This window comes from Pseudomonas yamanorum, assembly GCF_013386765.1.
Classification (GTDB): domain Bacteria; phylum Pseudomonadota; class Gammaproteobacteria; order Pseudomonadales; family Pseudomonadaceae; genus Aquipseudomonas; species Aquipseudomonas yamanorum_A.
In genome coordinates, this window is record NZ_JACARE010000015.1 from 1 (window position 1) to 12,920 (window position 12,920).

Annotated in this window: 12 protein-coding genes; 10 read left to right on the forward strand and 2 right to left on the reverse strand. The window is 60.9% G+C overall.

Going from position 1 to position 12,920, the window contains the following annotated elements; translation table 11 throughout:
- The 9 genes from HX875_RS10345 to HX875_RS10385 form a co-directional block, all read left to right on the forward strand.
- The coding region (locus HX875_RS10345) for a pesticin C-terminus-like muramidase (protein ID WP_256348085.1) at nt 1–849 on the forward strand (849 nt) is incomplete at its 5' end.
- Nucleotides 846–1,313 carry a hypothetical protein gene (locus HX875_RS10350; RefSeq protein ID WP_177043115.1) on the forward strand — a complete coding sequence of 156 codons (468 nt, stop codon included), beginning with the start codon at nt 846–848 and terminating at the stop codon, nt 1,311–1,313. The genes HX875_RS10345 and HX875_RS10350, both read left to right, overlap by 4 nt.
- Before the next feature lie 29 nt (nt 1,314–1,342).
- Complete coding sequence (locus HX875_RS10355; protein ID WP_177043116.1) at nt 1,343–1,645, forward strand: hypothetical protein; 303 nt, start codon at nt 1,343–1,345, stop codon at nt 1,643–1,645.
- Nucleotides 1,621–2,028, forward strand: coding sequence for a twitching motility response regulator PilG (pilG, locus tag HX875_RS10360; protein ID WP_010167670.1), 408 nt, complete (start codon nt 1,621–1,623; stop codon nt 2,026–2,028). Before HX875_RS10355 ends, pilG begins: the two co-directional genes overlap by 25 nt.
- 47 nt (nt 2,029–2,075) lie before the next feature.
- On the forward strand, nt 2,076–2,441 hold the full coding sequence (gene pilH, locus HX875_RS10365; RefSeq protein WP_017476512.1) for a twitching motility response regulator PilH: 366 nt from the start codon (nt 2,076–2,078) through the stop codon (nt 2,439–2,441).
- A gap of 12 nt (nt 2,442–2,453) precedes the next feature.
- Nucleotides 2,454–2,978 carry a chemotaxis protein CheW gene (locus HX875_RS10370; RefSeq protein WP_177043117.1) on the forward strand — a complete coding sequence of 175 codons (525 nt, stop codon included), beginning with the start codon at nt 2,454–2,456 and terminating at the stop codon, nt 2,976–2,978.
- Nucleotides 2,975–5,026 carry a methyl-accepting chemotaxis protein gene (locus HX875_RS10375; RefSeq protein WP_177043118.1) on the forward strand — a complete coding sequence of 684 codons (2,052 nt, stop codon included), beginning with the start codon at nt 2,975–2,977 and terminating at the stop codon, nt 5,024–5,026. Before HX875_RS10370 ends, HX875_RS10375 begins: the two co-directional genes overlap by 4 nt.
- 185 nt (nt 5,027–5,211) lie before the next feature.
- On the forward strand, nt 5,212–11,043 hold the full coding sequence (locus HX875_RS10380; RefSeq protein WP_177043119.1) for an Hpt domain-containing protein: 5,832 nt from the start codon (nt 5,212–5,214) through the stop codon (nt 11,041–11,043).
- A complete protein-coding gene (locus HX875_RS10385; protein WP_088425480.1) occupies nt 11,036–11,491 on the forward strand; it encodes a chemotaxis protein CheW in 456 nt (151 codons plus the stop codon). Before HX875_RS10380 ends, HX875_RS10385 begins: the two co-directional genes overlap by 8 nt.
- 9 nt (nt 11,492–11,500) lie before the next feature.
- Here HX875_RS10385 and HX875_RS10390 read toward each other — a convergent pair whose 3' ends face one another.
- Complete coding sequence (locus HX875_RS10390; protein WP_177043120.1) at nt 11,501–11,788, reverse strand: HigA family addiction module antitoxin; 288 nt, start codon at nt 11,786–11,788, stop codon at nt 11,501–11,503.
- 14 nt (nt 11,789–11,802) lie between these two features.
- Nucleotides 11,803–12,081: a type II toxin-antitoxin system RelE/ParE family toxin gene (locus tag HX875_RS10395; RefSeq protein ID WP_177043275.1), complete on the reverse strand. Its 279-nt coding sequence runs from the start codon at nt 12,079–12,081 to the stop codon at nt 11,803–11,805.
- A gap of 486 nt (nt 12,082–12,567) precedes the next feature.
- Between HX875_RS10395 and HX875_RS10400 the strand changes: the two genes are divergently transcribed.
- Nucleotides 12,568–12,894: a DUF6124 family protein gene (locus HX875_RS10400; protein WP_177043121.1), complete on the forward strand. Its 327-nt coding sequence runs from the start codon at nt 12,568–12,570 to the stop codon at nt 12,892–12,894.
- Nucleotides 12,895–12,920: the final 26 nt, after the last annotated feature.

Genomic DNA, 12,920 nt, shown 5'->3' on the forward strand with positions numbered 1-12,920 from the left:
CAGTCAATTTCGCAGTTGATTGTGCATTGCGAAAGCGAATGGCACCGGCCACAACGTTGGGACATTTTGGATGAGATCTTGGGCCACAGTGGTTCGACTCCGCATTTGAATTGGTTGGCGGAGAAAGAGCGGATCCAGGCGTTGAGTTGGTGGGGGGAGGTGGCTGAGAAAGTGGGGTTGCCTCCTTACGGGAAGGTGTATCACTTTCATCCGGTGGGGATAGTAGGGCATTTTTATGTATTTCGGCGGGAGAACTATCTGGCCGTGAGGCAAGGCCAAGTTACCTTTGATGCAGAGGGGAATGATATTTTGAATAGTCCTTATTTTAGCCGAAGTTTACATTGGCCGGGAGGGGCCTCTGGTGTGACGTTAGGACGTGGTTATGATATGCGTCACAGGACGAGTAGTGCGGTCTATGATGACTTGATTGCAGCAGGTGTTGAGTCAAACTCAGCGGAGAACTTTTCTCGTGGGGCTGGGCTGTCTGGTCAGGTCGCTCGTGATTTTGTATATACAAATAAATTGGGTTTTGGAGTTATTTCACTGGAGGCGCAACGCGTCTTATTTGAAGAGGTGATCTACCCGCGATATGAAGTGGCAGCTCAAAAAAGGTATAGCTCCGCTATGGCGTCAAACTCTGTGCCATGGGAACAGCTTGATGGGCTTGTTAGAGATGTCGCTGTCGACCTGACCTATCAGCAAGGCAGTCTCTGGGATAGGCAGTTACCATATGTCTTTGCAAACAATCGCGGTGTGTTGGCGCAATATATACGAAATACGCCGGAATTAGCGCAATATGAGAATGGTAGGAATAGAGCGCGGTATTTAATGAGTGGGGGGTTGAATTGAAGCTGCTTAAAAGTTGTGCTCTGCCAATAGTTACTTTTTTTTTAATGTTGGAGGTTCACGGGGCGACTCTGGAGGTAGTGGGGAGGGACAAGTCGTCAAAGTACTTATGGGGCGGGCATTACTCAAGAGACAGTGATTTGTGCACTGATCCTGGTAGTGGGGCTTCTTGTTCTGAAAAGTTTCGTGACGTTCTGGATATACAGCCCAATGGTCAGCGCTATCTTGTAAGTTTGAATAGTACGCAGGCGGCACAGCATGTGTGTTCTTTTACATTTCAGATGAATTATGTGAGTGAGGCGCTTGTGTATAAAACAGAGTTTGGAGACGTTGTGATAAGAAAGAATGACAGTTCGCTCAAGATTTACTCAAGTGGAATTGATCCGACAGCATTGGGATTAGCGGTATGTGGAGCGCACGCTGATATCGATGGCCTGGAGTTTTCTTTGGATAGCAGAATGGACTGATAAAATCACCAAAAAATCGGACACTCTCCTTGCTCACCACCTCGAACCCTCGCTATACCGGCGCTGTAATCCCTGAGCATCTTTCGACCAGCAGCATCATCAGTATCGCTGATGCGTCGGGGGAGGGTTATCAAGAGCCACCAGCCTATTTTGACTACCTCCCCAACGATGCTTTTTCCCCAGACTGTGCTAAAAAGGCTGCCATGGCGTATCAGCCCTTGAATTCCAAGGCTTCTGGCGCTCATCCTGTGCAACATCAGGCAGTACACACCGAAAACCTATTCGCTGTGGCGATGGTAGAGCAGATATGGAACAGCATTCCAACGCCTTGAAAGTGATGGTGATCGACGATTCGAAAACGATTCGCCGCACGGCCGAAACACTGTTGAAGAACGTAGGGTGCGATGTCATCACGGCCATCGACGGTTTCGATGCCCTGGCCAAGATTGTTGACCATCACCCGCACATTATCTTTGTCGACATCATGATGCCGCGCCTGGATGGCTATCAGACCTGCGCGCTGGTGAAGAACAACCCGGCGTTCAAGTCGACCCCGGTGATCATGCTGTCGTCCAAGGATGGTCTGTTCGACAAGGCCAAGGGGCGTATCGTCGGTTCTGATCAGTTTTTGACCAAGCCTTTCAGCAAGGAAGAACTGCTGAGCGCGATCAAGGCCTATGTGCCGGGCTTCGCTGCAGTAGAACAAGCACACTGACGGGGGCCCCACGAGGGCTTGCGTCTACTAAAGAAGTGGGGAAAACCATGGCACGTGTTCTGATCGTCGACGATTCGCCGACTGAAATGTACAAACTGACCGAAATGCTCGAAAAGCACGGTCACGAAGTCCTCAAGGCCCAGAACGGCGGCGATGGCGTCGCGCTGGCCCGCCAGGAAAAGCCCGACGCGGTCCTGATGGACATCGTCATGCCCGGGCTCAATGGTTTTCAGGCTACCCGCCAGTTGACCAAGGACCCTGAAACCGGGCACATCCCGGTGATCATCATCACCACCAAGGATCAGGAAACCGACAAGATCTGGGGCGAACGCCAGGGCGCCAAGGATTACCTGACCAAGCCGGTAGATGAAGAGACGCTGATCGCCACCCTGAACAAGGTGCTGGCCGGCTGACGGCACGTTCCCATGACCGAGTCGCAAACCGCCTTCGAGCTGCTGCTGGACATCGACCGCCGCTGCCGCTTGCTGGCCGCCGACCTGCCGTCCCAGGAAACCCGGCTGCACAGCTGGAGCGGTATCGGCTTTCGCTTGGGCGAGCAGTGGTACGTGGCGCCCATGGGTGAAGTCGCCGAAGTGCTGCACGAACCACGCTGCACCGTGATGCCCGGGGTCAAGCCGTGGGTCAAGGGCGTGGCCAACCTGCGCGGGCGCTTGTTGCCGGTGATGGACCTGGGCGCTTTCCTCGGCCTTGAGCGGTCGGTGGCGCGCAAACAACGGCGGGTGCTGGTGGTGGAATATCAGGACGTGTTTGTCGGCCTGTTGGTGGACGAGGTGGTGGGCATGCAGCATTTCGCACAAGACGCACTGCACACGAGCACCGTGGCCGGCGCGCCGTTTATCCAGGGCCAGTTTGACGGCGACCAGCTGTGGCAGGTCTTCAGCCCCTTCGCCCTGGCCCAGGCTCCAGGCTTCATGGATGTAGCCGCATGAGTACCGTTACCCCGGTCAAACCTCAGGAGGCGTCCCGCAGCCGCTCGCAGATCATCGTGCTGTTTATCGCGCTGATCGTGTTCATCATGCTGCTGTTCGCCAACTTCGCGTACCTCAACACCCAGTCCACCTACGACAAACAGTACATCGGCCACGCCGGTGAGCTGCGGGTGCTGTCCCAGCGCATCGCCAAGAACGCCACCGAGGCCGCCGCCGGCAAGGCCGCTGCGTTCAAGCTGCTGGGGGATGCGCGCAACGATTTTGCCCAGCGCTGGGGTTACCTGAAAAAAGGCGACCCGGCCACCGGCCTGCCCGCCGCACCCACCGCCGTGCGTGCAGAAATGCGTGCGGTGCAGACCGACTGGGAAGCCCTGCTGAAAAACGCCGATGCGATTCTGGCCAGCGAGCAAACGGTGCTGTCGCTGCATCAAGTGGCTGCGACCCTGGCGGAAACCGTTCCGCAGCTGCAGATGGAATCGGAAAAGGTCGTCGATATCCTCCTGCAACGCGGCGCACCGGCCAGCCAGGTGGCGTTGGCCCAGCGCCAATCGTTGCTGGCTGAACGTATCCTGGGGGCGGTGAACACCGTGCTGGCGGGCGACGAGACCGCCGTGCAGGCCGCCGATGCCTTTGGCCGCGATGCCAACCGTTTCGGCGTGGTGCTCAGCGGCATGCTCAACGGCAATCCCGGGCTGCGCATCAGCCAGGTTGAAGACCACGACGCCCGCGCCCGTTTGGCGGAAATTTCCGAGCTGTTCGAATTCGTTTCGGGTTCGGTGGATGAAATCCTCGAAACCTCGCCGCAGCTGTTCCAGGTGCGGGCTTCGGCGAGCAATATCTTCAACCTGTCGCAAACCCTGCTGGACGAAGCCTCGCACCTGGCCACCGGTTTTGAAAACCTGGCAGACGGGCGCACCTTCGACACCATCGGCGGCTACGTGCTGGGCTTGCTGGCGCTGGCCTCGATCATCCTGATCGGCCTGGTGATGGTCCGCGAAACCAACCGCCAGTTGCGGGAAACCGCCGAGAAGAACGAGCGCAACCAGAACGCGATCATGCGCCTGCTGGACGAAATCGAAGACCTGGCCGACGGCGACCTGACCGTCACCGCCTCGGTCACCGAAGACTTTACCGGCACCATCGCCGACTCCATCAACTATTCCGTGGACCAACTGCGCGACCTGGTGGCCACCATCAACCTCACCGCCGGCCAGGTGGCGGGCGCGGTGCAGGACACCCAGGCCACCGCCATGCACCTGGCCCAAGCGTCGGAGCATCAGGCACAGCAGATTGCCGAAGCCTCCACGGCGATCAACCAGATGGCCCAGTCCATCGACCAGGTCTCGGCCAACGCTGCCGAATCTTCGGCCGTGGCCGAGCGCTCGGTGGAGATCGCCAACAAGGGCAACGAGGTGGTGCACAACACCATTCACGGCATGGACAACATCCGCGAACAGATCCAGGACACCGCCAAGCGCATCAAGCGCCTGGGGGAATCGTCCCAGGAGATTGGCGACATCGTCAGCCTGATCGACGACATCGCCGAGCAGACCAACATCCTCGCCCTCAACGCTGCGATCCAGGCGAGCATGGCCGGTGATGCCGGGCGTGGTTTTGCGGTGGTGGCCGATGAGGTGCAGCGGTTGGCCGAGCGCTCTTCGGCAGCGACCCGGCAGATCGAGACCCTGGTGCGAGCGATCCAGACCGACACCAACGAAGCCGTGATTTCCATGGAACAGACCACCACCGAAGTGGTGCGCGGTGCGCGGCTGGCCCAGGACGCCGGGGTGGCGCTGGAAGAGATCGAAGGCGTGTCGAAAACCCTGGCGGCGCTGATCCAGAGCATTTCCAACGCGGCACAGCAACAGACGTCGTCGGCGGGGCAGATTTCCCTGACGATGAACGTGATTCAGCAGATCACCACCCAGACTTCGTCAGGCTCCACAGCCACGGCCGAGAGCATCGGCAACCTGGCGAAAATGGCCAGTCAGTTGCGGCGTTCGGTGTCGGGGTTCACCTTGCCGGCGGCGAAGCAGGTGGATGAGTGAAATACTATCTGCCAAGCACCACCGAACCCCTGTGGGAGCTGGCTTGCCTGCGATAGCGGTGTGTCAGTGCCGAAGATGCAAACTGATGCACCGCCATCGCAGGCAAGCCAGCTCCCACATTCGATTTCCATTGTGCTTGGAATCGTCATTCACAAAGCGACAAATGAATTCAGGCGGGAGCAGTTATGGTTGATCGGCACGACTACGTGGCCCTCGAATGGGTCAAGGGCGAGATTGCCGAAACCCTGAAACAGGCCCGTTCGGCGCTGGACGCCTATGTGGAAGACGGCACCCGCGAGGCCATCGGCCAGTGCCTGGAATGCATTCATCAAGTCCACGGCAGCCTGCTGATGGTCGAGTTCTACGGCGCGGCCCTGTTCGCTGAAGAAATGGAACAACTGGCCCTCGCCCTGCAAGGCGCGCGCGTCAGCCAACACGATGAAGGCATTCGCCTGCTGCAACAGGGCCTCGGCCAACTGCCGCTGTACCTCGACCGTGTGCACAGCGCCCGACGCGATTTGCCCTTGGTGGTGCTGCCGCTGCTCAACGACCTGCGCAGCGTGCGCGGCGAAAGCCTGCTCTCCGAGACCAGCCTGTTCAGCCCGCAACTGCTGGTGATCCCGCCGCTGCCCGAAGAGGCACTGGCCCAGCGCACGCCGCAGGATTTCCCCGGGCTGCTGCGCCAATGGCGGCAGATGCTGCAACAGGCGTTGGTCGGTTTGCTGCGCGAAGACCACGGCCCCAGCAACCTGGAAGACATGGCGCGGGTGTTCGCCCGCCTCGAAGCCCTGTGCCATGGTGCGCCGCTGTTACCGTTGTGGCAGGTGACCTCGGCGCTGGTGGAAGGCATGCTGATCGGCGTGGTCGCCAACAGCCCGGCGTTGCGCAGCTTGCTCAAGGCCAGCGACAAGGAACTCAAGCGCCTGCTGCACCAGGGCATCAGTGGGATCAACACCCCGGCCCCGGACGAGTTGCTCAAGAGCCTGTTGTTCTACGTCGCCAAAGTCACCCGACCGACCCCACGGATGCAAAGTTTGAAAGAACGTTATGGCCTCGATGAAGCCCTGCCCGACAGCGCCGTAGTGGACGCCGAACGCGCCCGCCTGGCCGGCCCGGACCGCGACGCCATGGGCTCGGTGCTGGGCGCGTTGTGCGAGGAACTGGTGCGGGTCAAGGAACGCCTGGACCTGTTCGTGCGCAGCGACCGTCAACACGCCTCAGACCTTGAGGCCTTGCTGGCGCCGTTGCGCCAGATCGCCGACACCCTGGCGGTATTGGGTTTTGGCCAGCCGCGCAAAGTGATCATCGACCAATTGGCGGTGGTGCTCGGCCTGGCCCAGGGGCAGCGCGAGCCCAACGACGCGGTGCTGATGGACGTCGCCGGTGCGTTGCTCTACGTCGAGGCCACGCTGGCCGGGATGGTCGGCACGGTCGAGCCGGAACGCCGCGAAGAAAGCCGCCTGCCCACCACCGACCTGACGCAGATCCACCACCTGGTGATCCGTGAATCCTGTCAGTGCCTGACCCAGGCCAAAGAGCTGGTGATCGACTGCATCGAGGCCCACTGGGACCGCCAGCGCCTGGAGTCGCTGCCCGAGTTGCTGACCCAGGTGCGCGGCGCCCTGGCGATGATTCCGCTGCCCCGTGCGGCGAGCCTGATGCGCGGCTGCAATGACTACGTCAACGAGCAACTGATGGTCGGCGAGGCCGCGCCTTCCGAGGCGCAGCTTGAGCATTTTGCCGATGTGCTCACCAGCCTCGAATACTACCTGGAGCGGATGCTCCAGGACCACGACGCCCCGGGCGAGCGTGTGCTGGAAGTCGCCGCCGAAGGCCTCGCAGCGCTGGGCTATCTGCCGGCCGAAAAACCCTGGCGCCAGGCACTGCTTGCCCAGGACGACTCGCCTTCGGAGCAAACCCCGTTTCTCGCGGACGCGCTGGCCAGCCCTACCTCACGCCTCAACCCTCCGGCCCTGCAACGCCCTGGCAGCTTGCTGCCACCGCCTGCTGACGAAGAGGGCATCGACGACGAACTGCGTGAAGTCTTCCTCGAAGAAACCGCCGAAGTCCTCGACGTGCTGCACCGCTACGTGCCCGCAGGCACCGCTAGCCTGGAAGACAAGGCCACCCTGAGCGAAATGCGCCGCGCCTTCCACACCTTGAAAGGCAGTGGCCGCATGGTCCGCGCTTTGGTGTTGGCGGAGCTGGCCTGGGCCGTGGAAAACCTGCTCAACCGTGTGCTGGAGCGCAGCGTCGCACCGGGCCCGGAGGTGCAAGCAGTGCTGGATGACGTGCTGGAACTACTGCCGGAGCTGATCACCGATTTCGCCGCCGATGCCCAGCGCCAGCGCGATGACGTAGACGAGTTGGCCGCCCGGGCTCACGCCTTGGCCAGTGGTGTAGAACCGTCGGCCACGGCCCTCGACCCTCAGTTGCTGGAGATCTTCCGCAACGAAGCCCAGAGCCACCTCGACAGCCTCAACCATTTCCTGCAGCAGGCCGCCGAGCACCTGCCGCTGCAAGTCAGCGATGAACTGCAACGCGCGCTGCACACCCTCAAGGGCAGCGCCTACATGGCCGGCGTGTTGCCCATCGCCGAGCTGGTGCGGCCGCTGGACCACCTGACCCGCGAATACAAGGCCCACCGCCTGCCGCTGGACCTGGATGAAATCGAATTGCTGCTGGAGGCCGAGGCACTGTTCCAGCGCGGCGTGCGCCAGCTGGACAGCGATCCCCACGCGCCCATCAATGGCGCGGCCGGGTTGATCGAACGCACGCAAACCTTGCTGAACAGCCAGCTTGAAGCCCTGCTGAATGCACCCAACACTGGCCTGCGCATCAAGCGCGACCCGCAGTTGATCGCCAACTTCCTGGCCCAGGGCATGGACATCCTGCTGGATGCCGAAAGCCTGCTGCGCCGCTGGCAACAGCACCCCGGTGAGCGCCAGGAACTGAGTGCGCTGCTGGACGAACTGACCACCCTCGGCGAAGGCGCGCACCTGGCCGACCTGCACCCGATGGATGAACTGTGCGAAGCCTTGCTCGACCTCTACGGCGCGGTGGAAGAAAGCAGCCTGGCGGTCAGCGAGCGCTTCTTCCACGAGGCCGAACAGGCCCACGAAGCCTTGATCAACATGCTCGACCAACTGGCCGCCGGCCAGGAAATCAGCGCCGCCCCCGCCCGGGTGCGAGCCTTGCGCGAACTGCTGGATGAAGGCCTCGACCCGTCTGCCACCGGCCTGATCAAAACCGACGGCAGCCGCGCGCTGAGCATCTCCGAACTGGGCGCCGCCACGGCGAAGCTGGACCAGGGCTTTGCGGTGGATGACGAGATTGTCGAGATCTTCCTTGAGGAAGCAGTAGACATCCTCGACAGCGCCGGCCAGTCCCTCAAGCGCTGGCTGCTAGACCCGGATAACGCCGCGCCGCTGTCGTCGTTGCAGCGGGATCTGCACACCCTCAAGGGTGGCGCGCGCATGGCTGAAATCGGCGCGGTGGGCGATCTGGCCCTTGAGTTGGAAAACCTTTACGAAGGCTTGGTAGACCGGCGCTACAGCTACTCCAGCGAACTGGGGAACGTGCTGATGGCCAGTCATGAGCGACTGGCGCTGCTGCTTGAGCAGTTGCAACACCAGCAACCGCTGAGCGACTCGTCCGAGCTGATCAGCCGCTTGCGTGAATTGCGCCACGGCACCGGGCCAGCCGCACCTGCAGCGGCAGTCGAGGTCGAGACGCCGGGCACTGATCCCGAGCTGCTGGATATCTTCCTCGAGGAAGCCGCCGACATCCTCGACAGCTCCGGCGCCGCGCTGTTGCGCTGGCAGGCCGAGCCGAAAAATCGCCAGGAAGTCGAGACCCTGCTGCGGGACCTGCACACCCTCAAGGGCGGCGCGCGCATGGTCGAGATCGGCCCGATTGGCGACCTGGCCCATGAACTGGAATTTCTCTACGAAGGCCTGTCGGCCGGGTTGCTGGCGCCTTCGGCTGAACTGTTCGCACTGCTGCAAGGTTGCCACGACCGCCTGGCGCAGATGATTGATGCGGTGGCGGCGGGGCTGCCGGTGGGCTCGGTGGACCTGCTGATCGAGCGGATCAAAAGCCTGGTGCATCCGGCTGAAGTGAGCGCCGCGCCAGTGGCGTTGGCGGCGACCAAAACCGAGGCCGCGCTGGCCAGCGATCCGGCCGCCGACATGGTGAAAATATCAGCCGACTTGCTGGATGACCTGGTCAACCTGGCGGGTGAAACCTCGATCTTCCGTGGGCGTATCGAACAGCAGGTCAACGATGCACGTGTCGCCCTCAATGAGGTGGAAACCACCATCGAGCGCATGCGCGACCAACTGCGCCGGCTCGACACCGAAACCCAGGGCCGCATCCTCAGCCGCCAGCAGGCCGAGGCCGAGCGCCTGGGCTACGAAGAATTCGACCCGCTGGAAATGGACCGCCATTCCCAGCTGCAACAGCTGTCCCGGGCCTTGTTCGAATCGGCCTCGGACTTGCTCGACCTCAAGGAAACCCTTGAGCGGCGCAACCAGGATGCCCACAACCTGCTGCAGCAACAGGCGCGCATCAACACCGAACTGCAGGAAGGCCTGATGCGCACGCGCATGGTGCCCTTCGAACGCATGCTGCCGCGCCTCAAGCGCATCGTGCGGCAAGTGGCGGGCGAGCTGGGCAAGGACGTGGAGTTCATCGTCGGCAACGCCGAAGGCGAGATGGACCGCAACGTGCTGGAACGCATGGTCGCGCCCCTGGAACACATGCTGCGCAACGCCGTCGACCATGGCCTGGAATCCCGCGAGGCGCGTCTGTTGGCGGGCAAGCCGGAAAAAGGCCGCATCACCCTGGACCTGACCCACGAAGGCGGCGACATCGTTTTCGACATGCGTGACGACGGCGCCGGCGTGCCACTGGAAGCCGTGCGACGCAAGGCGATCAAGCGTGGCTTGCTTGACCCCAACCTGGAGATCAGCGACCGCGACGTGTTGCAGTTCATCCTGCAACCGGGGTTTTCCACCGCCGAAAAAATCACCCAGATTTCCGGGCGTGGCGTCGGCATGGACGTGGTGCATGAAGAAGTGCGCCAACTGGGCGGTTCGATGGTCATCGACTCGACGCCGGGGGAGGGCGTGCACTTTCGCATCCGACTGCCGTTCACCGTGTCGGTCAACCGGGCGATGATGGTGCAGTGTGCGGACGATCAATACGCGATCCCGCTGAACACCATCGAAGGCCTGGTGCGGGTCATGCCCCATGAGCTGGAAGGGCACTATCAGCAAGACCCGCCGCGCTACGAATACGCCGGCCAGCGCTACGAACTGTTCTACCTCGGCGACCTGCTGCACACCGTCGGCCGCCCGAATTTGCTCGGCCAGTATCAACCGCTGCCGGTGCTGCTGGTGCAATGCAACGAGCGGCGCGTGGCGGTGCAAGTGGACGCCATGGCCGGCACGCGAGAGATCGTGGTCAAGGGCCTGGGGCCGCAGTTTGCCGGGGTGAAGAGGCTGTCCGGCGCCACCATCCTCGGCGATGGTCGCGTGGTGCTGATCATCGACCTGCTGGCGCACATCCGCGCGCGGCCACCGGCGTTGCCGGCCCAGGCGGCCGACGCACCGTTGATCCTCAACGACCCGCTGAAAAAGCGCCCGCTGCTGGTGTTGGTGGTGGACGACTCGGTCACCGTACGCAAAGTCACCAGCCGGTTGCTGGAGCGCAACGGCATGAACGTGCTCACCGCCAAGGACGGCATCGACGCCATGGCCGTGCTGGAAGAACACACCCCGGACCTGATGCTGCTCGACATCGAAATGCCGCGCATGGACGGCTTCGAAGTGGCCATCCAGGTGCGCGACGACCCACGGCTGATGCGCATGCCCATCATCATGATCACCTCCCGCACCGGGCAAAAACACCGCGACCGCGCCATGGCCATTGGCGTCAACGACTACCTCGGCAAGCCTTATCAAGAGTCGGTGCTGCTGGAAAGCATCGCGTATTGGAGCAAGTCCCGTGCTTGATCACCGCGCTACCCAACTCACCGGCTTGCTGCTGCCATTGGCTGACCGCCACCTGTTATTGCCCAACGTCGCCGTGGCCGAGTTGATCGACTTCCAGCGCGGCGAGCCTGCCAGTGATGCGCCGCCGTGGTATTTGCGGCAGGTGACGTGGCGGGATCGGCAGTTGCCGTTGATCAGCTTTGAGGCCGCGTGTGGCGAGTCGGGCGTGGTGGGGGAACGGGCGCGGATTGTGGTGCTGAACACCCTTGGAGGACGGCCGACGTTGAAGTTTATTGCGTTGGTGATCCAGGGGATTCCGCGCTCGTACAAGCTCGATAGCCAGTTGAGTTATGTGGATGTGCCGTTGTGCCCGCTGGAACTGGCGGCGGTGCAGGTGGGGGAGCATGTGGCGAAGGTGCCGGATTTGATGGGGTTGGAGGCGTTGTTGGTGGAGGCGGGGTTGGCCTGAGTGTAACCGTCAGTCAATCCGTGCAAACCGCTCGATTTTCGGTTGCTCCCGATGCTCTGCTTGCCATAGGTCATAGGCACTTTGCATCGATAGCCACAAACGAGCTTTGCTAATACCTGCTCGTTCAAGCCTTACGGCAAGGTCTGGGCTGATCGGCGCATGCCCGTGGAGGATTCGAGAGAATGTCTCTCTGGCGAAGCCAAGGCGCCGTGCCATTTCAGTAATGGTGATGCCTAAGGCCGGGATCACGTCCTCAAGCAGGATTTCACCGGGGTGGGGAGGGTTATGCATGTCCATATCGATGCCTTTACTCAGTGGTAGTCCAGATAATCGACCAGTTCTACCTGGTCGTTGAACATCCGGAAAATAATGCGCCAGTTACCGCTGATACTGACGGACCAGTAGTCGATCAGATCGCCTTTCAATCGATGAAACCGCCAGCCGGGCAGGTCCAGTTCATCACGGTGTTTGGCTCTATTCAGAACCAGCAATACACGACGCAAGCGTTTTGCATGGTCTGCGTTGATACCTTTGGTAGAACCAGTCTCAAAAAAGACCCTGAGGCCTTTATGTTTCCAGCTAACGATCATGGCGAGATTGTGATGTGATACATCACGCTCTGCAATGGCCTTGTGTCGGGTTTGGATGTCAGATTCATAACGCTCCGTCGGGACGTGATTCGGAGCGAAAAGGCTAGAGAGGGCGGTTCCGAGCAACAACCCGAAAAGTTCGTAGGAACAATCAGCTTGTGATTTACCTTCGGATTTTTCCTGCAACTTCTCGCGCTGTGCATGAACTTGTTGTGCCCTGCGATCGCGCCTAGTCTTCGTCCGTCATCGCAAAAAACGGTGACACGGACGTGCAAGTCCGACGAAACTGTTTAGGCGTACAAACGCCCAGCCATCCAACGGGCGTTTTTTGTGCTCGCTGCTTTATGGCGGCTGCGCGCAGGAGGTCTTCGGACCTGCTGGGTGTCCTAAACAGGCCCGGTCTTGCACACCTGCGCACGGTCGCCACCCTCATTCGCGTGCAAGCGAACGGTGGCGCTCCTTACTCATCTGTTTAGGAGTTTCATCATGTTCAAACCTACCCCCAATCCGCCCCACAACGCCGAAATCGAACGCCGCAAACTCCAGGCTGCCGCCGAGCGTGCCATGGATCATTACTTTCCGACGTCTGCTTCATCCTCACTTTTTACCGTCTCTCCCTCTCAGTCCACTGAAGCCTTGCTGGCCAACGCCTCTGAAACCTTTGCCTCACTCAACGCCCTGACCTCCAACCTGGCCTTTGAATTGGAAGGCTCGCAGCGCGGCGTGGTGCTGGCCATTCAACAGATGAGTGAGTTGGGGCAGTTGTTGGTGGATCAGGCACTGGAGCAGGTCGCCCCCACTTCCGCCGCCTAAACTTGATCGTTCCCAAAAAGGGACCC